Genomic DNA, 22,633 nt, shown 5'->3' on the forward strand with positions numbered 1-22,633 from the left:
CTTCCCCTCCGGACCGCGGTTCACCCGCCGGGACGGACCACCAGTGCGCTGCCGCCTCCCCGGCGGGTCGGCTCGGCGACCGCCTGGACCAGGCCGGGCCGCAGGAACTCCAGCGCGGTGGCGGCGCCGATCGTCCCGGCCGGCGGGCCGGGGAACAGCGCCAGCCGGTGGCCGCGGGCGGCCAGCGCCCGCCCGTACCGGTCGATGAACGCCTGCTCGGCGAAGACCTGCGGGGTGTTGCGCTGGGTCGCGCGCGGCGCGGCGAGCGCGGTGGGCAGGTCCATGCCGAGGTCGATCCGGTTGAGCAGGATCTGCAGCACGGTGGTGATGATCGTGGAGCCGCCGGGGGTGCCGAGGGCGAGCCTCGGCCGCCCGTCCTGCAGCACGATCGTCGGGGCCATGCTGCTGCGCGGGCGCTTGCCGGGGCCGGGCAGGTTCGGGTCGGGCGGGCTCCCCGCCGCGGGCGGCTGCAGGGTGAAGTCGGTCAGCTCGTTGTTGAGCAGGAAGCCGCGGCCCGGGACGGTGATCGCGCTGCCGCCGAACTGCTCGATCGTGACGTTGTAGGCCACCACGTTCCCCCACTTGTCGGCGACGACGAGGTGGGTGGTCTGCGGCCCCTCGTAGGCGAGGGCGCGGGTGGCGGTGCCGGGCGGCTTGCACGGGTCGTAGCGGCCGTCGGGGCTGCCGGGCGCGACCGGCGCGGCGGCGGCCTGGTCGGGCTTGATCAGGCAGGCCCGCTCGCGGGCGAACCCGCCCGACAGCAGCTCCTGCAGCGGCACCTTCACCTGCGCGGGGTCGCCGACGTAGCGGCCCCGGTCGGCGTAGGCGAGCTTGGACGCCTCCAGGTAGTAGTGCAGCGCGGTGACCGGGTCGCGCGCGTCCAGCCGGAAGTTGCCGAGGATGTTCAGCACCTCGCCGACCGTGGAGCCGCCCGACGACGACGGCGGCATCCCGTAGACGTCCAGGCCCCGGTAGGAGACGTGGGTGGGCTGGGGCGACAGCGCCCGGTAGGCGGCCAGGTCGCCGGGCTGCATCAGGCCGGGCCGGACCTTGCGGGTCGCGGCCGGATCGACGGGGGGCTTGCGGACCGTCCGCACGATGTCCTGGGCCAGCGGCCCGCGGTAGAACCAGCCGGGCCCGTACCTGGCCAGGCCGCGGTAGGTGCGGGCGAGGTCGGGGTTGCGGAAGGTGGAGCCGATCGCCGGTGGCCGCCCGCCCGGCAGGAACAGCTCGCGGGTCGGGACGATGTCCTTGAACCGCGCCTCGTTGACCTTGGTCTGGTCGTAGAACTCCTGGTCGACGACGAAGCCGCGCTCGGCGAGCCGGATCGCGGGCTGCAGCAGGGTGCCGAGGCGGCGGGTGCCGAACGCGCGCAGCGCGCGGTCCCACTGCGCGACGGTGCCGGGCACGCCGACGCTGAGGCCGCTGGTGATCGCCTCGTCGGCGGGCAGCGCCTTGCCGGTGGCCGGGTCGACGAAGGAGTCCTGGCGCATCGCCCGCGGCGCCGTCTCGCGGCCGTCGAAGGTGTGCACCCGGCGCGTCCTCGCGTCGTAGTAGGTCAGGTACCCGCCGCCGCCGATCGCCGCCACGTACGGCTCGCTGACGCCGAGGGCCGCGCTCGCCGCGACCGCCGCGTCCATCGCGTTGCCGCCCCGGCGCAGCACCTCCAGCGCGATCCGGCTGGCGTCGGGGTCGACGGTGGACACCGCGCCGCCGTAGCCGGTCGCCACCGGCTGCCGCGACGGCGGGGGCGGCGCCGCGACCGCGCCGGCGCCGGGCACGGCCAGCGAGGCGGTGAGCGTGAGGGCCGCGGCGAGGGCGGCCCGGCGGCGGAACGCCTGGCCGGGCGCCGGGCGGCGGGCCGGCTTGGCGGGGAGCGCGTTGTGTGACACCGAACCTCCTGGGGGACGCGGCGCCACCACCGTGCCACCGATGACCGCGCGGCGCCACCGTCACGGCCGACCCTGGACGCGCACCGCGCCCGGGGCCGGACCGAAGATCGTTTTATCAGCCCACTACACCATGCCTTCGCGACTTAGACCCCAATTCGCCGCAGATCATTGCGCTTTTACCTAAACATGGTGAATTCTTAGTGGCTTCCGTAACTCTGTCTCGCGAACAGCGGCGCGAGCCAGGCCAGGGGGGACACCTATGACCTGGGATATCCGCATGCGCAACACCATGTTCCGCCGCCTGCCCGTGGAGCGGGCGACCGGACAGCTCTACGGCGGCCGGCACCGGCTCCGGGTCGTCTACCGGACCCGGGACCTGATCGTGCTCGGGCTCGGCGTGATGATCGGCTCGGGCATTTTCAAGATCTCCGGTGCGCAGGCCGCGACCACCGCGGGGCCCGCGGTGATCCTGTCCTTTCTGCTCGCGGGCGCGGTCTGCCTGCTCGCGGCGCTGGCCTACGCCGAGCTCTCGTCGATCATCCCGGTCGCCGGAAGCGCCTATTCGTTCTCTTATGTCGCATTCGGCGAAGTGTGGGCCTGGGTGGTGGGCTGGTCCCTGATCCTGGAGCTGCTGCTGGCCGCCTCGGTCGTCGCGCGCGCCTGGGCGCTGTACGCCGCGCAGGTGCTGGCCGACTTCCACGTGCCGGTCCCGGCGCCGCTCGCGCGGTTCATGGGCAACCAGACCGGTTTCGACATCCTCGCCCTCGGCATCCTGCTGCTGCTCGTGCTCCTGCTCGCCACCGGCAGCCGGCTCAGCCTGCGCACGCTGTGGACCATGGTGGCGGCCAAGCTGGTGGTGATCGCGCTGGTCATCGTCACCGGGCTGATGTTCTTCGACACCGCCAACCTGCGGCCGTTCGTGCCGCCCGCGCGGCCGGCGCCCCCGGCGAGCGGCCACACCGTGCTGGACGCGCTGCTCGGCTCGGTCACCGGCGGCTCGCCCCAGGTGTTCGGCGTCTGGGGGGTGCTCGCCGCCACGCCCGCGATCGCCTTCGCCTACATCGGCTTCGACCTGATCGCGACCGCCTCGGAGGAGACCGACGACGCGCCGCGCAAGGTCCCGCGCGGCATGCTCTACAGCCTGCTCATCGCGATCGTCGTCTACGCCGGCGTCGCGCTCGCCATGGTGGGGATGGTCTCCTACCGGCGGCTGGACGCCGCCAGGCCGACGCTCGGCACCGCGTTCGGCATGGTCGGCGCCGGCTCCATGGGCAAGATCATCGACATCGGCGCGGTGCTCGCGCTCACCAGCGTGGTGCTGGTGGTGCTGATCAGCCTCACCCGGGTGGTCTACTCGATGTCGCGCGACGGCCTGCTGCCCGAGCCGGTCTCGCACATGAGCCGCTACAAGGTGCCCTCGCGCGCGACGCTCGTCGCGGGCGGCGCGGCGGTGCTGATGTCGCAGGTGCTGGACGTGTTCACGCTGGAGCACATGGTGGTGATCGGGACGCTGTTCGCGTTCCTGTTCGTCGCCGCCGCCGTCCCGGCGCTGCGCCGCTCCCGGCCCGACCTGCACCGCCCGTTCCGGGTGCCGCTGGCGCCGCTGACCTGCACGCTCACCATCGCCGCGGTCGGCTGGCTGATGCTCAACCTGAAGCTGCAGACCTGGGGCTACTTCATGATCTGGATGGCCGGCGGGCTGGTGGTCTACCTGCTCTACGGCCGCCGGCGCAGCCAGATGCGGCGGCTGCTGGACCTGCCGCCGCCGCGCGGGCCCCGGCTGGACGCGCCGCCGCCGCCCGGCGTGCCCATGCCCCGCCCGGCCCCGGCCGGCGCTCCCCGGCCCGGCGCGCCGCCGCCCCGCATGGCCCGCCCCCGCCCGCCCCACGCCGCGCCGGTGCCCGACCCCTTCGACGTCCCGCCGCTGCACGGCGGCCCCCGCCCGCCCGATCCCGGCGGACGGCACCGCCGCTGATACCTTGCTGGGCATGGACGGCGAGCGGGAGCACCTGGCCGGCTACGACCCCAGGGCTTACGATCCGGTCGCCGTGACCGTCGACGTGGTCGCGCTGACCATCCGCGACGGCGCGCTGCACGTGCTGCTCGTCCGCCGCGGCGCCCCGCCCTACGCCGGGCGGTGGGCGCTGCCGGGCGGCTTCGTGCACGCGGTGCGCGACGCCGAGGACCTGCCCGCGGCCGCCGTCCGCGAGCTGGCCGAGGAGACCGGCCTCAGCGCCCGCGACGGCATGCTCGGCCGGGTCCACCTGGAACAGCTCGGCACCTACGGCGCGCCCGGCCGCGACCCGCGCATGCGCGTCATCTCGGTCGCCTATCTGGCCTTCGCCCCGGCGCTGCCCGACCCCGAGGCGGGCGGCGACGCCGCCGACGCCGCCTGGACCCCGGTGACCGCCGCCCGCGACCTGGCCTTCGACCACGCGCGGATCCTGGGCGACGGCCTGGAGCGGGCCCGCGGCAAGCTGGAGTACACCCCGCTGGCCACCGCGTTCTGCGCGCCCGAGTTCACCATCCCCGAGCTGCGCGCCGTCTACGAGACGGTGTGGGGCGAGGAGCTGCACGCCGGCAACTTCCACCGCAAGGTCCTGTCGGTGCCCGGCTTCGTGGAGCCGACCGGGACGACCGCCGACCGCGGCGGCCGCAAGGGCGGCCCGCGGCCCCGCCTCTACCGGGCGGGCGACGCGCGCCTGCTGCACCCGGCGCTGCTGCGGCCGGGCCGCGAGCAGTACCGCTGACACCGGAGCGGCAGGCGCGCATCATGCCCGTCGCCGGAATGCCGCCGCGCGCCCCTCACTCCTCCGCGGCGGCGTAGGCGAGCATCAGCACCGAGCGGGCCGCCTCCGTCCACCGGTCGATGGCGGACGGCGTCAGCGCGCCGCCCGCCGCCGGCAGCCAGGCGATCAGCCCGCTGACCGCCGGGTCCAGCTCCTTGCCCGCCATGACGGGCGTGCCCGCGTAGGTCCCGCCGGACATGCCCGGGTCGCCGGCGAACCGGCCCGCCAGCCGGGCCTGCCCCGGGGACATCTCATGTGCCGCGTTGTTCGACATGCGCAGCAACCTAGCCACGCCGCCGCCGCGGGCGGCGCCTGATCTCCGTCGGCTTTGCCCGGGACGGGGACAAGCATCACCGGGCCCGCCGGGTCACCCGGCCAGGTACCGCTCGACGGTCTCGACCTTGGCGGTCAGCGCGCCGGTGACGCCCGGCCGCACGTCCGCCTTCAGCACCAGGCTCACCCGGGGCGCGCGGGCGGCGACGGCGTCCGCGGCGGCCTTGACCACCGCCATCACCTCGTCCCACTCCCCCTCGACCGTGGTGAACATGGCGTCGGTCCGGTTGGGCAGGCCGCTCGCCCGCACCACCCGCACCGCCTCCGCCACGATCTCCCCGACGTCCTCCCCCGCGCCGAGCGGGGTGACCGAGAACGCGACCAGCATGCGACCTCCTACGGCTGGACCACCTGCCGTACCACGATCTCATCCAGCCGCCGCTCGACGATCACCCCCACCGGCCAGTCGCGCACCAGCGTGCGCAGCCCGGCCGCCTCGTGCTCGGCGTGCGCGGGGTCGTAGCCCTGCTGCTCCAGGCTGCTGCGGATGGCCTCGGCATAGTCCTCCTCGGTGAAGCCGGGGATCTCGCGGACCATCGCCGTGGTGGTCGCGCGGTGGGAGTTCAGGCCGGCGAACGCGCGGCCGCATCCGCAGCCGCCGTCGGGATCGTCGCGGTCGCGCGCGCAGACGACGCCGATATGGACGAGCTCGCCCTCGATGCACCAGTCGAAGTCGTTGTCGCGGTACCCCTGGGTGGTGTTGGTGGCGGTGAGCAGCTTCACGGCAGGACCCCTTCCCTGACGCGCATACCGTACTTCGCGGGTCGGACACCTCACGGCGGAACCGGCAAGGGACAGACCGCCCAGCCTGCCTGATCTGGCAGTGACGCCACCTGCGCACTGGCGTAGCGTCGCGCTATGAGCGATGTCCTGATCGACCGCGACGGCCCGTTCACCACGATCACCATGGACCGGCCGCGCCGCCGCAACGCGCTGTCGCGCGCGTTCCTGCTGGAGCTCACCGCCGCCTTCGAGGAGGTCGCGGCGACCGACGCGCTCGGCGTCGTGCTGGCCGCCAACGGGCCGGTCTTCTCGGCCGGCCACGACTTCGGCGACATGGCGGGCGCGGGCCACGCCGACGTGCGCGAGCTGCTGCGCACCTGCACGAGGCTGCTGGAGACGATCCAGTCGGCGCCGCAGGTCGTCGTCGCCCGGGTGCACGCGCTCGCGACGGCCGCGGGCTGCCAGCTCGTCGCGTCCTGCGACCTGGCGGTGGCGGCCGAGAGCGCGGGCTTCGCGGTGCCCGGCGGCAAGGGCGGCTGGTTCTGCCACACCCCGATGGTGGCGGTCGCGCGCAACGTGGGCCGCAAGCGCGCGGTGGAGATGGCGCTCACCGGCGACGTCGTGGACGCCCGCACGGCCGCGGACTGGGGCCTGATCAACTACGCGGTGCCCGACGGCGAGCTGGGCAAGGCCACCCGCGACCTGCTGGAACGCGCCACCCGGGGCAGCGCGCGCAGCAAGGCCCTCGGCAAGCAGGCGCTGTACGCCCAGCTGGACCGCCCCGAGCGGGACGCCTACACCTACGCGATCGAGGTCATGGCGGCCTCCAGCCAGACCCCCGAGGCCCAGGAGGGCATGACGGCCTTCCTGGAGAAGCGCCACCCCGACTGGCCCGCCTGAGCAGGCGGCGGAGGAACGGAAAAGCCCGGCCTGTGGGGCGGGCGGGGCTCGAACCCGCGACCGATGGATTATGAGTCCACTGCTCTGACCAGCTGAGCTACCGCCCCGGACGGCACCCGTACATACGGAAAACGGGAACGGGGCGCGCCGCGGGCCATGATAGCGGCGGGTCGCTGACGCGGGCCACCGCGTAAGTGATCTCATCCTGCGGGGTGGGGCCGGGTCATACCTGGTACCGAGTGACTTACGAGGTGACCGGTCGGTAGGGTCCCGTTATGCCGATCCGCCGTTCGCATTCCCTCGCCCTCGTCCCGGCCGCCCTCGCGCTGACGCTGCTCACCGCCTGCTCGGGCGACGGCAAGGCCGACGACAAGAAGTCCTCGGCCCCGCTGCCGGACGCGAGCGCCACGCTGCAGCAGGCGTCGCAGGCGATGGCGAGCCTCAAGAGCGTCGGCTTCACGCTGTCCACCGAGGACAAGCCGCAGATCATGGTGAAGAGCGGCGACATGAAGCTGCTGAAGAGCGGTGACGCGCAGGGCACCATCCAGGTGGAGCAGTCCGGTCAGGCCGTCGAGATGAAGATCGTGTCGGTCGGCGACAGCATCTACCTCGACGCCGGGACGGGCGGCTGGCGCAAGGTGCCGAAGGCGCTGGCGTCCACGATGTACGACCCGAGCGCGGTGCTGGACCCGAACCGGGGCATCGCCAAGCTGCTGACGTCGGTGCAGGGCTCGAAGGCCGAGGCGACCGAGAAGGTCGACGGCAAGGAGGCCAGCCGGGTCGCGGTGAAGCTGCCCAAGGACGCGGTCGGCGGCCTCATCCCGGGGGTGAACGAGGACGTGGACGGCAAGCTGTGGATCAGCACGTCCGACCACCGGCTGCTGAAGGTGAAGGGGAACCTGCCCGGCGCGGACGGCGGCAAGGGCGCGGTGATCATCAACTTCACCGAGTTCGACAAGCCCTACAAGATCTCCGCGCCGAAGTAGGGGGAGGGCCCCGATGCTCAGCAGGCGGCGGGTCGCGATCGGTGTCGGCGGTGCCGTGGTGCTGCTCGCCGCGCTGGACGCCTATGTGGTGACCACCATCCTGGTCACGGTGGCCGGGGACCTGGACGTCCCGGTCAACCGGCTGGAGCGGATCACCCCGGTGATCACCGGTTTCCTGCTCGGCTACGTGGCGGCGATGCCGCTGCTCGGCCGGCTGTCGGACCGGTTCGGCCGCCGCCCGGTGATCGAGGTGTGCCTGCTGGTGTTCGCGGCGGGCTCGGCGGTCACCGCGCTCGCGGACGGCGTGCCGCTGCTCACCGCGGGCCGGGTGCTGCAGGGCATGTCGGGCGGCGCGCTGCTGCCGGTGACGATGGCGCTCGCCGGCGACCTGTGGGAGGAGCGGCGGCGCCCGCTGGTGCTCGGCGCGGTCGGCTCCGCGCAGGAGCTCGGCAGCGCCCTCGGCCCGCTGTACGGCGCCGGGGTCGCGGCGGCGCTCGGCTGGCGCTGGATCTTCTGGGTGAACATCCCGGTCGCCGTCCTGGCCATGGTCGCGGTGTGGTTCGCGGTGCCGGGCGGCCGCCCGGCCGGCGAGCGCCCGCGGATCGACGTGATGGGCGGGGCGCTGCTCGCGCTCGGCCTCGGCCTGCTGGTGGTGGCGGTCTACAACCCCGAGCCGGCGGAGTCGGCGCTGCCCTCGTGGGGCGTGCCGATGCTGGCGGGCGGCGCGGTGGTGCTCGCCGCGTTCGTCGCCTGGGAGGTGCGGGCGCGCACCCGGCTGCTGGACCTGGCCGGGACGCGGCGCGGCCCGCTGCTGGCCACGCTCGGGGTGAGCCTGCTGTCGGGCGCCGCGCTGATCGTCACGCTGGTGGACGTGCAGCTGGTCGCGCAGACGCTGCTGGGCAAGGACGCCCTCGGCGGCGCGCTGCTGCTGTCGTGGTTCCTGGTGGCGCTGCTGGTCGCGGCGGTGCTCGGCGGCGTCGCGGCGGTCCGGGCCGGCGAGCGGTGGCCGCTGGTCATCGGGATGCTCGTGGCGGCCGCCGGTTACGCGCTGATCGCGGGCTGGCCGGCCGATCTGGCGCAGGCGTCCTACGGCCCGCTGCCGCGGATGCAGACCGACCTGGTCCTCACCGGCCTCGGCCTCGGCCTGGTGATCGCGCCGGTGTCGTCGGCGGTGCTGCGGGTGGTGCCCGCCGACCGGTTCGGCATCGCCTCGGCCGCGGTCGTCGTGGCGCGGATGATGGGGATGCTGCTCGGCATTTCGGCCCTGTCGGCGTGGGGTTTTCATCGCTTCCACGCGCTGACGGCCGATCTGAGACCGCCGCTTCCCTTCCTGATGCCCAAGGACGAGTTCGCCAGGGCGATGGTGACCTACAAGGCGGCGCTGCAGGACGCGCTGCGCACCGAGTACCAGGAGATCTTCTGGATCACCGCCGGGCTGTGCCTGCTCGGCGCGGTGCTCGCGCTGGCCGTCGCGGGCCGCCCGGCCGAGACCCAAACGTCACCTTCGTCACCGGAGCGCCTCTTGACACCATGATCGGCGCCCGGTCAGGCTGGCCCACGGCCCGAGCGAGCATCCGCTTGGCCGCAACGTCCGTGTTCCGCACGGGGGGAGAGCGCTGATGGACCCGGTGATCGAATCACGGCCCGGCACCACCGTCCGGGCCCGCCTCGCCGCGGGCGGCCTGAAGCTGACCGTCCGGCCGCTGCTGTCGCTGTGGCCCCTTTCCCTGCGCGGCCTGCGCCCCGCCCTGGCGATCGACCTGGCCGCGCCGGTGGCGCTGCCCGTCCCGCGCTGGGCCGAGGTGGAGCCGGTGCGCTTCCGCGACTTCCGCGCCGAGTGGGTGCGGGCGCCGCGCGCCGCCGAGGACCGGGTGGTGCTGTACTTCCACGGCGGCGGCTTCTTCTCCTGCGGGCTGCGCACGCACCGCCGGATGCTCGCGCGGCTGGCCTCGGCGGCGGGCGCGCCGGTCCTGTCGGTCGGCTACCGGCAGCTGCCCGCCGCGCCGCTGGCGGTGTCGGTCGCCGACTGCGTGCACGCCTACCGCTGGCTGCTGGAGAAGGGGTACGCCCCCGACCGGATCGTCGTCGCGGGCGACTCGGCGGGCGGGTTCCTGGCGTTCGCGGCGACCCTGCAGGCGATGGCCGCGGGGCTGCCCTCCCCCGCCGCGATCATGGCGCTCGCGCCGCTCACCGACCTGGACCACACCGCCAAGGTCTCCCACGCCAACGCCCGGCTGGACGCCTACCTGCCCGCGCGGCGGGTGGAGCGGCTGGCGGGCCTGCTCACCGAGGGGTCGGTGCCGCTGGACCCGATGGTCTCGCCGGTCAACGCCGACCTGTCGGCGCTGCCGCCGGTGCTGATCCAGGTCGGCTCGACCGAGATGCTGCTGCCCGACTCCGAGCTGATGGCCGAGCGGCTCGCCGCCGCCGGGGTGCCGTGCCGGCTGCAGATCTGGGACGGGCAGGTGCACGTGTTCCAGATCTTCGCCGACCTGGTGCCCGAGGGGCTGGCGGCGCTGCACGAGGCGGGCGCGTTCGTCCGCGAGCACACCGTCGCCCCGGCCGCGCGGGCCCGGCGCCGCCGTCCCGGCCGCCGCGCCCGCTCCCTCGCCGCCTGATCGCTTCTGCCTCATCCGGCCATATCCGCTAATTGCCATTTCGTCCGATTGGGCGCGGCTGCGCTGGGAAGCCCTTACTTACCCATCCCCCAGCGAGACACAGGCGGTGCGGCACATGGAGCGCATGAGCGGACTGGACGCGGGCTTCTTCTTCGCCGAGTCCGAGAACACCCCCCTGCACATCGCGTCGGTGACGGTCTTCGAAGGGCCGGCGCCGTCGTACGGGGAGGTGATCCGCGCCGTCCTCGCCAAACTCCCGGGCGTCCCGCGCTACCGGCAGCGGGTGCGCACCGTGCCGCTGCACCTCGGCAACCCCGTCTGGGTGGACGACCCGCACTTCAACATCCTCTACCACGTCCGGCACACCGCCGTCCCGGCGCCCGGCAGCCCCGAGCAGCTGCGCAACCTGGCCGGCCGGGTGCTGTCGCAGCGGCTGGACACCGCCAAGCCGCTCTGGGAGATCTGGCTGGTCGAGGGCCTGGAGAACGGCTGCTGGGCGGCCATCACCAAGGTCCACCACAGCGTCGTGGACGGCGTCGGCGGCGTCGACCTGCTGACCACGCTGTTCGACATCAGCCCCGAGTACGAGCTGCCCGAGCACGTGGAGCTGCCCGCGCCCGAGCCGAGCCCCTCGGACCTGGAGCTGCTCGCCGGGACCGCGCGCGACCGCGTCGCCGGCCCGCTCCGCCAGGCGGCGGGGATGCCGCGGCGGGCGCTCGGCCTGGCCAGCGTGCGGACGCTGCGCGGCATCGGCGTGGACGCGCCGCGCACGATCGGGCGGCTGGCCCGCCCGACCACCGGCTCGCTGAACGGGCCGCTCGGCCCGCACCGCCGGTGGACCTGGACGCACGCCGACCTGGACGAGATCCGCGGCATCCGCAAGTCGCTCGGCGGCACCGTCAACGACGTCGTCCTCGCCGCCGTCGCGCACGGCTTCCGCACGGTGCTGGAGGGCCGCGGCGAGCTGGCCGAGGACACGCTGGTGCGGACGCTGGTCCCGGTGTCGGTGCGGGCCGAGGCCGAGAAGGGCGAGCTGGCCAACAAGGTCTCGGGCGTCCTGGTGAACCTGCCGGTCGGCGAGCCCGACCCGCGCCGCCGGCTGTTCGAGGTCCGCCGCCAGATGGACGAGGTCAAGCGCTCGGGCGAGGCGGTCGGCGGCGAGGCCCTCGCCGCGCTCGCCGGGTTCGCGCCGACGCTGATGGCGCTCGGCTCGCGGTACGCGCTCAGCAGCAGCCAGCCGCTGCTGCAGACGGTGGTGACCAACGTGCCGGGGCCGGACTTCCCGCTGTACGTGCTCGGCCGCAAGCTGGTCGGGCTGTACCCGTTCGTGCCGCTCGCCCTCGGCATGCGCGCCGGGGTGGCGATCTTCTCCTACCAGGGGCGGCTCAGCTTCGGCATCACCGGCGACTTCGACGGCATGCCCGACCTGGACGTGCTGACCGAGGGGATCCGGGCCGGCTTCGACGAGCTGACCGCGGTGGCCGCCACCGGCTGAGCGCCGGCCGCCGGCCACGGACCACTGGCCGGATGTGGCCGATCCGGCGGCGCGCCGCGCCCCCTCCGTCACACCGGCACCATGCCCGGCACCCCGGGCGCCTACCGTGTTGTCCCAGCTCCGACGTGAGACCCCGGTCTGGACCACAGGCTTGTGGACGGTCCATGACCAAGCCGTCAAGTCGCGTCAGAGTATTTGTCAACGATCGTCACCGGGTGTTGGCTGGCGATCCTCCACCCCTTTCCCGGCAACCCCCCACACAGCCCCGGCTGCAGAAGAAAAGGTGAGGCCGTGCATCGGATGAGCGGACTGGACGCCAGCTTCTATCTCCTGGAGGACGAGAACACCCCCCTGCACGTGGCATCGGTGATCGTCTTCGAGGGGCCCGCCCCCTCCTACGGCGACCTGATCCGGCAGGTCGTCGCCAAACTCCCCCAGGTGCCCCGCTACCGGCAGCGCGTCCGCTCGGTGCCGCTGCACCTCGGGCGGCCGGTCTGGGTCGACGACCCGCACTTCCAGATCCTCTACCACGTCCGGCACACCGCGCTGCCGCAGCCGGGCACCGACGAGCAGCTGCGCAACCTGGCCGGCCGGGTGCTCGCCCAGCGGCTGGACCCGGGCAAGCCGCTCTGGGAGATCTGGCTGGTCGAGGGGCTGGCCGACGGCCGCTGGGCGATGATCGCCAAGGTGCACCACTGCATGGTCGACGGCGTCGCCGGCATGGACCTGGCGACGATCATGTTCGACCTGTCCCCCGAGTACCGGCCGCCCGCCGAGATCCCGGCGTGGGAGCCGGGCCCAGGCCCCTCGGGCCTGGACCTGCTGCGCGACGCCGCGCAGCGCGGGGTGACCCAGCCGGTCCGCCAGCTCACCGACGTCGCGCGCGGCCTCGGCGGCGTCCGCGAGGTGCGCTCGCTGCGCGACTTCGCGCTCGGCCTGTCGCGCGCCACCGCGCGCTTCGCCCGCCCCTCGGCCGGCACCCTGAACGGCCCGATCGGCCCGCACCGCCGCTGGTGCTGGCAGGCGATCCCGCTGGACGAGGCCAAGGAGATCCGCAAGGCGCTCGGCGGCACCGTCAACGACGTCGTCCTGGCGGCGGTGACCGCCGGGTACCGCGACCTGCTGGCCGGGCGGGGCGCGCTGGAGCCGGGCACGGTGGTGCGCTCGGCGGTGCCGGTGTCGGTCCGCGACACCGGGCAGCGCGGGGAGCTGAACAACCGCGTCGCGGCGGTGTTCGTCAACCTGCCCGCCGGGGAGGAGGACCCGCTGGAGCGGCTGCTGCGCGTCCGCGAGCAGACCGACGACGTCAAGCGCAGCAACCAGGCGGCGGGCACCAAGACGCTGACCCGGCTCACCGACACCGCGGTCGCGCCCGCGCTGCTGTCGCTCGGCGCGCGGCTGCCGGTCCGCCTGCGCCAGGACCTGGTGCAGACGGTGACGACCAACGTGCCCGGCCCCGACTTCCCGCTGTACGTCATGGGCCGCCGGGTGCTGGAGCTGCACCCGTACGTGCCGCTGACCGGCGGGATCCGGGTGGCGACCGCGATCGTGTCCTACTGCGGGACGCTGTACTTCGGCATCACCGGCGACTTCGACGCGATGCCGGACCTGGACGTGCTGACCAAGGGCGTGCGGGGCGGCTTCGACGAGCTGCTGACCGCCGCGCGCCGCTGACGGGGGCCGGGTGCGGCGGGGCTCCGGACGAGCTCCGCCGCACCCGGCCCGATCGATCCGCCCGAGGCCCTACCCGATCTACCGTCACCGGAATATCCTGGTAAAAGACGGCCGATGGCCTCTGGCGGGAGGACTTCCCGGGAGGTGAGGGCGATGCGCCGGACATGGCGGCGGCTCGGCCTGGAGCGCAACCCGCTGCGCCGGCGGATCGACCGGGTGCAGCGGGCGTTCGCTGTTGCGCTGCTGCTGCTGACCCTGCTGATCGCGGTACCCGCCGGTGCCTGGAGCTGGCATCTGGCCTACTCCTCGGGCCTGCGCGCCGAGCAGGCCGAGCACGCGGCGCGCCACCGGGTGGTCGCCACCGTCACGGCCGCCGGCGGCATCGGCACCGCGGGCGACCGCTACGTCCACGAGACGGTCCGCGCGACCTGGACCGGGTCGGACGGTGTGGTGCGCACCGGCACGCTGCCGAGCTGGAAGAACGCCAGGGCCGGCGCCCGGCGGGCCATCTGGGTCGACCGGCAGGGCGTGCCCGTCGTCCGTCCCCGCCCGCACAGCCGGACCGTCACCGACGCCGGCTACGCGGCCGTCGCCGGCGCCCTCGCCGCCGGGGCGCCGATGCTCGGCGCCTACCTGCTGCTCCGCCGCCGCTGCGACCGGCACCGCGCCGACCTGTGGGAGGCCGCCTGGGCCCGGATGGACGCCGACGCGGGCCACAATCGCCCTTCCTGAGCACGGCCCTTCCTGGGCTCCGGGATCAGGCCCGCCGCCGCGCGGCCGGGACGACCAGCGGCGTCCCGGTCTCGGGGTCGTCGATCACCCGGCACGCCAGCCCGAAGACCTCCCGCACCAGCGCGGCCGTGACGACCTCGCCGGGCGCGCCCTCGGCGACGATCCGCCCGCCGCGCATCGCGATCAGGTGGGTGGCGTAGCGGGCGGCGTGGTTCAGGTCGTGCAGCACCGCGACCACGGTGCGGCCCTGCTCGTGCAGGGCGGCGCACAGGTCCAGGACCTCGATCTGGTGGGCGATGTCGAGGTAGGTGGTGGGCTCGTCCAGCAGCAGGATCGGGGTCTGCTGGGCGAGGGCCATCGCGATCCACACCCGCTGGCGCTGGCCGCCCGACAGCTCGTCCACCTCGCGCCCGGCCAGGTCCGCGACGCCGGTCGCGGCCATCGACCCGGCGACGACCCGCTCGTCCTCGGCCGACCACTGCCGCAGCAGGCCCTGGTGCGGGTAGCGGCCGCGCGCGACGAGGTCGGCGACGGTGATCCCGTCGGGCGCGATCGAGGACTGGGCGAGCAGGCCGAGCGTGCGGGCCAGCCGGCGGGCGGGCCAGGTCGCGAGCGCCGCGCCGTCCAGCACCAGCTCGCCCGCCTTCGGCCGCAGTACCCGGGCGAGCGCGCGCAGCAGGGTGGACTTGCCGCAGGCGTTCGGCCCGACGATCACGGTGAACGAGCCGTCGGGCACCGCGACGTCCAGGTCCTCGGCGATGACGCGGCGGTCGTAGCCGAGGGTCAGCCCCGTGCCGTGCAGCCTGGTGTTCACAGTCGTCCCGTCCTTCGTTGGGTGATCAGCAGCCAGATCAGGTAGCCGCCGCCGACCAGGCCGGTGACCACGCCGGCCGGCAGCTGGTGGCCGGGGAAGGCGCGCTGGCCGAGCAGGTCGGCGGCGGTGAGCAGTGCCGCGCCCATGCAGAGCGACGGCAGCAGGTTCGGGCCGGGCGTGCGGGTGAGGCGGCGGGCGAGCTGCGGCGCGGTGAGCGCGACGAACGCGACCGGCCCCGCCGCCGCCGCGGCGAGCGCGACGAGCAGCACGGCGGCGGCGAGCAGCGCTACCCGGACGCGCCCGACGGGGACGCCGAGGCCGTGCGCGGCGTCGTCGCCCATCTCCAGCATCCGCAGCGGCCGGGCGCAGCCGAGCAGCACCGCCGGGACGAGCACGGCGAGCGCGGCCAGCAGCGGGCCGGTGTCGGCCCAGTCGCGGCCGTCCAGGCTGCCGGTCAGCCACAGGACGGCGCGCGCCGCGTCCTCGATCCGCGCCTCGGTGAGCAGGTAGCCGTTCACGCCGGTGAGGATCGCGGTGATGCCGACGCCGACGAGCACGAGCCGCTGGCCGTGCGCGCCGTGCCGGCCGGTCAGCGCGTAGATCAGCGCACCGGCCGCGAGGGCCCCGGCGACCGCGCCGCCCGCCGCCGCCGCGCTGCCCGCGCCGAACAGCACGATCGCCGCCAGCACGCCGGTCGCCGCGCCCGAGCTGAGCCCGATGAAGTCGGGGCTGCCGAGCGGGTTGCGGGTGAGCGACTGGAAGATCGCCCCGGCCAGGCCGAGGGCGGCGCCGACGGCGAGCGCGGCCGCCGCGCGGGGCAGCCGGATCTGGCGGACGATGAAGGCGTCGGCGGGCGCGCCGTCCCCGGCGAGCGTGCGCAGCACCTCGGCCGGGGTGAGCCGGAACTCGCCGCTGCCGATCATCACCACGGCGAGCGCGACCGCGGCCACGGCCAGCAGCGCGGTGCATACGATCGCGCGCGGCCGGTACCGCAGCGAGACCCCGCCGGTCCGTACGAAGCTCATGCGCCTGCCTTCCTGCGGCGGACGAAGTAGAGGAAGAAGGGGCCGCCGAGCACGACCGTCACGACGCCGGCCTGCAGCTCGGAGGGGCGGACCAGGACCCGCCCGAGGACGTCGGCGCCGAGCATCAGCACCGGCGCGAGGACCGCGCTGTAGGGCAGCAGCCAGCGCAGGTCGGGCCCGGTCAGCGCGCGCACCAGGTGCGGGACCATCAGCCCGACGAACACGATCGGGCCGCAGGCGGCGGTCGCGGCGCCGCAGAGCAGCGTCACCGCCGCGATGGCCGCGATCCGCGTCCGGGCGGGTCTGGCGCCGAGGCCGCGCGCGGCGTCGTCGCCGAGCGCCAGGGCGTTCATCGGCCGCGCCAGCGCGAGCGCCAGCACGGCGCCCACCAGCACGAACGGGGCGAGGCGGGCGACGGTGGAGCCCTGCGCGGAGGCCAGGGAGCCGACCGTCCAGAAGCGCATCCGGTCCAGCGACTCGGTGTCCAGCAGCTGCACCGCGTTCACGTACGAGTAGAGGGCGGCGTTCAGCGCCGCGCCGGCGAGCGCGAGCCGCGCCGGGGTGGCGCCGCGCCCGCCGCCGACGGCGTAGAGCAGCACCGCGACGGTCCCCGCCCCCGCGAACGCGAACCACACCAGGCCGAGGAAGGAGGTGACACCGAGGAACGACAGCGCCGACACGACGGCGGCCGACGCGCCGGCGTTGATGCCGAGCACGCCGGGGTCGGCGAGGGGGTTGCGGGTGAGCGCCTGCATCACCGCGCCCGCGAGGCCGAGCGCGACCCCGGCGAGCAGGCCGAGCAGCGTGCGCGGCAGGCGCATCTGGTGCACCACGGTGTAGGCGGGCGAGGCGGCGTCGGTCAGCCCGGCCCACACCTGCCCGGCCGGCAGCGGCCGGGCGCCGACGGCGAGGCTGAGGGCCAGGACGCCGGACAGGATCAGCAGCGCGCCGAGCAGCCCGGCGGCCCGCCGGGGACGGGCGGGCGCCGAGGTCACGGCCTGGATGAGGGTCACGGGGGCTCCTGCTGGACATCGAGTTAGGTTAGGTTAACCTAACCTCGATCATGGCCCCATGCGGGGGTCATTAATGCGCAATGAGAACGGACCGAAATGTCGAAGACCCGTGGTCAGCATCCCTCCCGCCGCGCCCTGCTCGCCGCCGGCGGCGCCCTCGCCCTCGGCGCCCTGCTCGGCGCCTGCGGCGGCACCGGTGCGGCCGAGACGTCCGGCGGCGGCGCCTGGACCTTCACCGACGACCGCGGGCAGCGGATCGAGCTGAAGTCCCGGCCCTCCCGTGTGGTCGCCTACGTCGGCGCCGCCGCCGCGCTGCACGACTTCGGTGTCACCGACCAGATCGTCGGCGTCTACGGCCCGGCCAAGCGCGCCGACGGCAGCCGCGACCCGCAGGTCGGCGAGGTGGACGTGGACAAGACCACGATCGTCGGCAACGCCTACGGCGAGTTCGACATCGAGAAGTACGCGCGGCTGCGGCCCGAGCTGCTGGTCGACCACATGTTCGTCAAGGACACGCTGTTCTACGTCCCGGCCGAGAGCAAGGACAAGATCCTCGGCCTGGCGCCCTCGGTCGCCACCTCCACCGGCGCCCTCCCGCTGCCGAAGCCGATCGAGCGCTACGGCGCGCTCGCCGCCGCCCTCGGCGCCGACCCCAGGTCGGCCAAGGTGACCGCCGACAAGGCCCGCTTCGAGAAGGCGGCCGAGGAGCTGCGCGCGGCCGCCAAGGCGAACGGCGGGCTGAAGGTGCTGGCCGCGTCGGCGAGCCCGGACCTGTTCTACGCCTCCAACCCGGGCATGAACTCCGACCTCATCTACTTCAAGGAGCTCGGGCTCGACATCATCACCCCCGGCAAGCTCGGCAAGGACGGCTACTTCGAGAGCCTCAGCTGGGAGAACGCCGGCAAGTACAAGGCCGACCTGATCCTGCTGGACGCCCGCACCCAGGCGCTGCAGCCGAAGGACCTCGGCGGCAAGCCGACCTGGAAGGAGCTGCCGGCGGTCAAGGCGGGCCAGGTCGTGCCGTGGGACGCCGAGCCCCGCTTCTCCTACGCGGGCGCCGCGCCAATCCTGGAGAACCTCGCCAAGGCCGTCCGCTCGGCGAAGAAGGCCGGCTGATGTACGTCTACCTGGACCTGCGCGTCGCCCGCACCGAGCGGGTGAGCCCGTCGATGGTGCGGGTCACCCTGACCGGCGACCGCGTGGACGAGTTCGCCTCCGGCGGCCGCGACCAGCGGTTCAAGCTGTTCCTGCCGCACCCGCACCAGGACGCACCGGTCGTCCCGCCGATCACCGACGACTCCTGGTTCGCCGCCTGGCAGGCCATGGACGCCGCCGAGCGCGCCGTCATGCGCACCTACACCGTCCGCGCGCAGCGGCCGGGCGAGCTCGACGTGGACTTCGCGCTGCACGGCGACGGCGGCCCGGCGTCCCGCTGGGCGGCGTCGGCGGTGCCGGGCGACCGGGTGGGCGTGCTCGGCCCGGCGTCGGCGGAGAACGAGGCGATCGACTTCCGCCCACCCCCGGACGCCACGACCTACCTCCTGGCAGCCGACGAGACCGCGCTGCCCGCCGTCGCGGGCATCCTCGCCTGGCTGCCTCCGGGCGCCAGGGCCCTCGTCTGGATCGAGGGCGCCCGCCAGGACCTGGCCACCGAGGCCGACGCCGAGATCACCTGGGTCGTGCCGGGCGGCACCGTCCCCGCCGTCCGCGCCGCCGCCCTGCCCCCGATCGACTACGCCTGGATCGCCGGCGAGTCCGGCGGCGTCAAGGCGCTGCGCCGCCACCTGGTGAACGAACGCGGCCTGGACCGCCGCGCCGTGAAATTCACCGGCTACTGGCGGCGCGGCTCGTCGGAGGAGGACATGCTCGCCGAGGTCGTCGCGGGCGGCACCCCGCACCTGGACGAGGACTGATCACCAGGGCGTGTTCCACTCCCGCGAGGCGGGCTGGAGGAGCTCCTCGGGGAACTCCGCCGGGGTGCGCGTCACCTCCCAGCCCGCCGCCTCGGCCCGCCGCGCGAACTGGACGGCGTTGCGCACGGCGGCCCCACCAGGGTCATTGTTGAAATACACGAACACATCTCCCCCGGGCTCCCCGAGGGCCTCCAGCCATGTCGCGAGAACGCCCTCGTCATAAATGGGCCAGGGCTCGGCCGTCCCCTCATGGAAGCGCAGGAACCCCCACCCGGCCGTCCGCCACAGGGGCGTCACGGGCTTGTCCTGCCGGTCGGCCCAGCACAACGCGGCATCGTGCTTCTCCAGCACACCCCGCACCCGGTCGCTCCACCACGACTCATGCCGCGGCTCGACCGCGACCCGCACGCCCTTGGGAAAACAGGCCAGGCACTCGTCCAGCCGCCCCGCGTCGGCCCGGAACGACGGCGGCAGCTGCAACAGCATCGGCCCGAGCTTGTCCCCGAGCCCCCGCGCGGCCTCCACCATCCCCGCGACGAGCTCGGCGGGCTCCTTCAGCCGCCGCTTGTGCGTCAGTTCCCGCCCGGCCTTCACCGCCATGACGAAGTCGTCGGGCGTCCGGGCCCGCCACCCCTCGAACGTCTTACGCCCGACCGGGTAGTAGAAGGCGCTGTTGTTCTCGGTGGTGGCGAAGCACTCGGCATACCGCTCCAGCCAGCGCTTCTTCGCGACGCCGGGCGGGTAGAGCCCGCCGCGCCAGTCGTCGTACTGCCACCCCGAGGTGCCCACGAACATCGGCATGCCGGCTCTCTGCCCACCTGCGCGGGAAATTCACCCCCGGGCGGGGAGGGCGGCGGCGAGGGCGTGCAGGGTGGTGGTCGCGGCGATGGCGTGGCCGCGGGCGTTCAGGTGCAGGCCGTCGGCGCTGAAGATGCCCGGGTCGCCCGCCGCCGGGTGGTCCGGCGGGTGCGGGACGTGCCAGGCGCCGTGCTCGGCCGCGACCTGCTCGGCGACGGCGTTCAGGGCGGCGGTCCGCGCCGCGATCACGTCGCGGAAGCGGGCGTGGCCGAGGCCGGCGGCGGTGATGTCGAACAGGCCGATCGTCACCACGTCCGCGCCGGCGTCCCGCAGCGCGGCGACCAGCGCGGTCAGCTCGCGGCGGACGCCGTCCTCGTCGAACTCGCGGCGCAGCATGTCGTTGCCGCCCGCCGTCACGATCGCCAGGTCCGGCGCGAACGCCAGCGCCGGGGCGAGCTGGGTCGCGCGGATCTCGGCGGCGAGCAGGTCGCGGCGGCCGAGGTTGAGGACGTCGGCGTCCAGCGCCTCGGCGATGCGGTCGGTCCAGGACAGGTCGCGGTAGCCGGGGGCGGGGTCGCGGACGCCCGCGGCGATGCTGTCGCCGAGGACCGCCAGGCGCTTCCAGGGCGCCCCGGCGAGCAGGGCGGACGCCGCGGCGGCGTCCAGCACGAGCGGATCGGTGTGCTCGGTCATGCGGAGGTCTCCTTGCGGAAGGTCAGGGCGAGCCCGGCGATCGCCGCGGCGGCGCTGACGAGGGTGCAGAACAGGTAGACGGCGAGATAGTCGGACTTGCCGGGGTGCTCGGGGAGCAGCGCGGCGAGCGCGGCGATGCCGAGGGCGCCGCCGAGCTGGCGGGCGGTCGTGTTCAGGCCGACGGCGCCGGCGAAGCGGCCCGGACCCGCCGCCAGCGCCGCCGCGCTCGCCGCGCCCAGGGTGAGCGCGCCCATGCCGAGCCCGACCAGCAGCCCGACGGGCAGCCAGAACGTCAAGAAGCGCGGCTCGGACGGCAGCGCCAGCAGCGTCCACACGCCGGACGCCGCCATGACCAGGGCGCCGCCGACCACGGCCGGGCGCGGCCCGAGCCGGCCGGCGAGCCGCCCCATGGCGACGGCGGCGGCGGTCGCGGTGAACGCGCCGGGCGTGCTCGCCAGGCCCGCCTTCAGGATCGAGTAGTGCCAGGGCCCGGTGAGGAAGAGCACGCCGAGCAGCAGCCAGGTGTAGAGCGCCGTCCCGTACAGGAAGGAGACGACGTTGGCGACGGCGAACGCCCGGTCGCGCCACAGCGAGATCTCCAGGGCGGGCACCGGGTGCCGCGCCGAGCGCCACAGGGCGAGCGCGACCAGCGCCGCGCCGCCGATCAGGGCGGTGAGCAGGCGCGGGACGCTCCACTCCCCGGCCTCGGTGACGCCGAGCACCACGCCGCCGACGCCGGCCGCCAGCAGGACGCTGCCGGGCAGGTCGGGCAGCCGCCCGCGCTCCCCGGCGGCGCGGGGCAGCCGGGCGCCGGCCAGCAGCATGGCGGCCCCGACCGGCAGGTTGATCGCGAACAGGGCGCGCCAGCCGAAGGCGTCCACCAGCAGGCCGCCGAGGCTCGGGCCGATGGCGGCGGCGAACGCGCCCGCCGCGCTCCACAGCCCGATCGCGCGGGCGCGCCGCTCGGGCGGGGTGTCGTGCAGCAGCAGCGCGAGCGAGGCGGGGATCATCGCGGCGGCCGCCGCGCCCTGGACGCCCCGGGTCGCCAGCAGCACGGGCAGGTTCGGCGCGAGCGCGCAGGCGAGCGAGGCCAGCGTGAACAGCGCGACGCCCGTCTGGAACAGCGCCCGGCGGCCGAGCAGGTCGGCCAGGCGGCCGGCGGGGGCGAGCAGCGCGGCGAACACCACCGCGTACCCGGTGATCACCCAGGTGAGGCCGGACAGCGACGCGCCGGTGAAGCCGGTGCGCAGGTCGGGCACGGCGAGGTTGGCGACGGTGGCGTCCAGCATCGCCAGGAAGGTGGCGCCCGCGGCGAGCGGGGCGACGGCGCGGGACGCGGCGGGCGCGCGGGCCGGCATGGTGTCGGCGGTCATGGGGCTCCCTAGAAAAGTGAACGAACGGTCGTACTATCTTCTGCCGGCACCGCTCCCGTCAAGCTTGACTTCGACCGAACGTTCGTACAGATTTACCGGCATGTCCCGCACCACCGACGGCCGCCTCCTCAAGGGCGAGCAGACCCGCCGCACCATCCTCGGCCGGGCCGCCGACATCGCCTCCGTCGAGGGGCTGGAGGGCCTGTCCATCGGCCGCCTCGCCACCGACCTGCGCATCAGCAAGAGCGGGGTGTTCACCCACTTCGGCTCCAAGGAGGAGCTGCAGCTCGCCACGGTCGCCGCCGCCGTCGAGGTGTTCCGCGAGGCCGTCATCAAGCCGGCCCTGAAGACCCCGCCGGGCGTCGGCCGGGTCCGCGCCCTCTACGCCGCCTGGCGGGAGTACCAGCGCACGCCGGTCTTCCCGGGGGGCTGCTTCTTCCACACGACGATGCCCGAGTTCGACGCCCGGCCGGGGCGCGTCCGCGACGCCATCGCCGCGACCCAGCGCGACTGGCGGGCCTTCATCGAACGCTGCCTCGCCGAGGCCCGCGACAAGGGCGAACTGGCGGCCGAAACCGACCTGGCGCAGCTGGCGTTCGAACTGGACGCCATTGGCCGCGCCGGCGGCGCCAACGCCCTGCTGCACGACGCCCCGGACTTCTACGACCGCGCCGACCGCGCCATCGAGGCCCGTTTGGAAGCCGCCCGCCCCTGACCGTTTCCGGTCACGCGAACGCGCAGTTCAGCGCCGGAGAGACTTTTCAAACCTTCCAGCGGTGAAACTCTCCGGAAATCCATTTCCGGCCATTCTCGACCCCAACCAAGATATGGGGCCGCCCCATTTCATGACTTTCAAGGTTTA

General features: G+C 74.5%; 22 protein-coding genes and 1 tRNA gene. 12 read left to right on the plus strand and 11 right to left on the minus strand.

Annotated features, from left to right (window positions below; translation table 11 throughout):
- Positions 1-20: 20 nt before the first annotated feature.
- On the minus strand, positions 21-1,892 hold the full coding sequence (gene ggt / locus ACRB68_RS03165; RefSeq protein WP_456356032.1) for a gamma-glutamyltransferase: 1,872 nt from the start codon (positions 1,890-1,892) through the stop codon (positions 21-23).
- Between the two features lie 277 nt (positions 1,893-2,169).
- Here ggt and ACRB68_RS03170 point away from each other — a divergent pair, with 277 nt between their 5' ends.
- Positions 2,170-3,867, plus strand: coding sequence for an APC family permease (locus ACRB68_RS03170; protein ID WP_153530742.1), 1,698 nt, complete (start codon positions 2,170-2,172; stop codon positions 3,865-3,867).
- Between the two features lie 13 nt (positions 3,868-3,880).
- The gene (locus ACRB68_RS03175; protein ID WP_153530743.1) at positions 3,881-4,642 is read left to right on the plus strand and encodes an NUDIX hydrolase; all 762 of its coding nucleotides are present in this window, start codon (positions 3,881-3,883) and stop codon (positions 4,640-4,642) included.
- A gap of 55 nt (positions 4,643-4,697) precedes the next feature.
- Here ACRB68_RS03175 and ACRB68_RS03180 read toward each other — a convergent pair whose 3' ends face one another.
- The 3 genes from ACRB68_RS03180 to ACRB68_RS03190 form a co-directional block, all read right to left on the minus strand.
- On the minus strand, positions 4,698-4,955 hold the full coding sequence (locus ACRB68_RS03180) for a hypothetical protein (RefSeq protein WP_153530744.1): 258 nt from the start codon (positions 4,953-4,955) through the stop codon (positions 4,698-4,700).
- A gap of 93 nt (positions 4,956-5,048) precedes the next feature.
- Positions 5,049-5,342, minus strand: a complete 294-nt coding sequence (locus ACRB68_RS03185) for an MTH1187 family thiamine-binding protein (protein WP_153530745.1) — start codon at positions 5,340-5,342, stop codon at positions 5,049-5,051.
- Between the two features lie 8 nt (positions 5,343-5,350).
- Complete coding sequence (locus ACRB68_RS03190; protein WP_328593689.1) at positions 5,351-5,737, minus strand: DUF7715 family protein; 387 nt, start codon at positions 5,735-5,737, stop codon at positions 5,351-5,353.
- 135 nt (positions 5,738-5,872) lie between these two features.
- Between ACRB68_RS03190 and ACRB68_RS03195 the strand changes: the two genes are divergently transcribed.
- On the plus strand, positions 5,873-6,637 hold the full coding sequence (locus ACRB68_RS03195) for an enoyl-CoA hydratase-related protein (RefSeq protein WP_153530746.1): 765 nt from the start codon (positions 5,873-5,875) through the stop codon (positions 6,635-6,637).
- A 33-nt stretch (positions 6,638-6,670) separates the two neighbouring features.
- Here the strand turns inward: ACRB68_RS03195 and ACRB68_RS03200 are convergent.
- Positions 6,671-6,744: transfer RNA gene (locus ACRB68_RS03200), tRNA-Ile, on the minus strand.
- Between the two features lie 168 nt (positions 6,745-6,912).
- Here ACRB68_RS03200 and ACRB68_RS03205 point away from each other — a divergent pair.
- From ACRB68_RS03205 to ACRB68_RS03230, 6 genes are all read left to right on the plus strand, one after another.
- Positions 6,913-7,623: an LppX_LprAFG lipoprotein gene (locus ACRB68_RS03205; protein WP_153530747.1), complete on the plus strand. Its 711-nt coding sequence runs from the start codon at positions 6,913-6,915 to the stop codon at positions 7,621-7,623.
- 13 nt (positions 7,624-7,636) lie between these two features.
- On the plus strand, positions 7,637-9,157 hold the full coding sequence (locus ACRB68_RS03210) for an MFS transporter (RefSeq protein ID WP_153530748.1): 1,521 nt from the start codon (positions 7,637-7,639) through the stop codon (positions 9,155-9,157).
- 85 nt (positions 9,158-9,242) lie between these two features.
- A complete protein-coding gene (locus ACRB68_RS03215) occupies positions 9,243-10,241 on the plus strand; it encodes an alpha/beta hydrolase (protein WP_153530749.1) in 999 nt (332 codons plus the stop codon).
- 124 nt (positions 10,242-10,365) lie between these two features.
- Complete coding sequence (locus ACRB68_RS03220; protein WP_207709558.1) at positions 10,366-11,736, plus strand: WS/DGAT/MGAT family O-acyltransferase; 1,371 nt, start codon at positions 10,366-10,368, stop codon at positions 11,734-11,736.
- A 300-nt stretch (positions 11,737-12,036) separates the two neighbouring features.
- Positions 12,037-13,410, plus strand: a complete 1,374-nt coding sequence (locus ACRB68_RS03225) for a WS/DGAT/MGAT family O-acyltransferase (protein WP_153530751.1) — start codon at positions 12,037-12,039, stop codon at positions 13,408-13,410.
- Between the two features lie 153 nt (positions 13,411-13,563).
- On the plus strand, positions 13,564-14,142 hold the full coding sequence (locus ACRB68_RS03230) for an Rv1733c family protein (protein ID WP_153530752.1): 579 nt from the start codon (positions 13,564-13,566) through the stop codon (positions 14,140-14,142).
- Positions 14,143-14,167: 25 nt separating this feature from the next.
- Here the strand turns inward: ACRB68_RS03230 and ACRB68_RS03235 are convergent, their stop codons facing one another.
- The 3 genes from ACRB68_RS03235 to ACRB68_RS03245 are packed head-to-tail and all read right to left on the minus strand — an operon-like array spanning position 14,168 to position 16,994.
- Positions 14,168-14,956, minus strand: a complete 789-nt coding sequence (locus ACRB68_RS03235) for an ABC transporter ATP-binding protein (protein WP_328593690.1) — start codon at positions 14,954-14,956, stop codon at positions 14,168-14,170.
- Positions 14,953-15,981 carry a FecCD family ABC transporter permease gene (locus tag ACRB68_RS03240; protein ID WP_153530753.1) on the minus strand — a complete coding sequence of 343 codons (1,029 nt, stop codon included), beginning with the start codon at positions 15,979-15,981 and terminating at the stop codon, positions 14,953-14,955. The genes ACRB68_RS03235 and ACRB68_RS03240 overlap by 4 nt, the downstream gene beginning before the upstream one ends.
- The gene (locus tag ACRB68_RS03245) at positions 15,978-16,994 is read right to left on the minus strand and encodes a FecCD family ABC transporter permease (RefSeq protein WP_328593691.1); all 1,017 of its coding nucleotides are present in this window, start codon (positions 16,992-16,994) and stop codon (positions 15,978-15,980) included. The genes ACRB68_RS03240 and ACRB68_RS03245 overlap by 4 nt, the downstream gene beginning before the upstream one ends.
- A 96-nt stretch (positions 16,995-17,090) precedes the next feature.
- Here ACRB68_RS03245 and ACRB68_RS03250 point away from each other — a divergent pair, with 96 nt between their 5' ends.
- Both ACRB68_RS03250 and ACRB68_RS03255 read left to right on the plus strand, forming a co-directional pair.
- Positions 17,091-18,110, plus strand: a complete 1,020-nt coding sequence (locus tag ACRB68_RS03250) for an ABC transporter substrate-binding protein (RefSeq protein ID WP_153530754.1) — start codon at positions 17,091-17,093, stop codon at positions 18,108-18,110.
- A complete protein-coding gene (locus ACRB68_RS03255; protein WP_153530755.1) occupies positions 18,110-18,907 on the plus strand; it encodes a siderophore-interacting protein in 798 nt (265 codons plus the stop codon). Before ACRB68_RS03250 ends, ACRB68_RS03255 begins: the two co-directional genes overlap by 1 nt.
- Here the strand turns inward: ACRB68_RS03255 and ACRB68_RS03260 are convergent, their stop codons facing one another.
- Genes ACRB68_RS03260 through ACRB68_RS03270 form a run of 3 tightly spaced genes read right to left on the minus strand, consistent with a single transcriptional unit; the run spans position 18,908 to position 21,771 of the window.
- Positions 18,908-19,708, minus strand: coding sequence for a DUF72 domain-containing protein (locus ACRB68_RS03260; protein ID WP_153530756.1), 801 nt, complete (start codon positions 19,706-19,708; stop codon positions 18,908-18,910).
- A 30-nt stretch (positions 19,709-19,738) separates the two neighbouring features.
- Positions 19,739-20,398: an SGNH/GDSL hydrolase family protein gene (locus ACRB68_RS03265; protein WP_153530757.1), complete on the minus strand. Its 660-nt coding sequence runs from the start codon at positions 20,396-20,398 to the stop codon at positions 19,739-19,741.
- Positions 20,395-21,771, minus strand: coding sequence for a DHA2 family efflux MFS transporter permease subunit (locus tag ACRB68_RS03270; protein ID WP_153530758.1), 1,377 nt, complete (start codon positions 21,769-21,771; stop codon positions 20,395-20,397). Before ACRB68_RS03270 ends, ACRB68_RS03265 begins: the two co-directional genes overlap by 4 nt.
- 100 nt (positions 21,772-21,871) lie before the next feature.
- Here ACRB68_RS03270 and ACRB68_RS03275 point away from each other — a divergent pair, with 100 nt between their 5' ends.
- Complete coding sequence (locus ACRB68_RS03275; RefSeq protein ID WP_153530759.1) at positions 21,872-22,486, plus strand: TetR/AcrR family transcriptional regulator; 615 nt, start codon at positions 21,872-21,874, stop codon at positions 22,484-22,486.
- Positions 22,487-22,633: the final 147 nt, after the last annotated feature.

Source organism: Actinomadura macrotermitis, from assembly GCF_009604375.1.
GTDB lineage: Bacteria > Actinomycetota > Actinomycetes > Streptosporangiales > Streptosporangiaceae > Spirillospora > Spirillospora macrotermitis.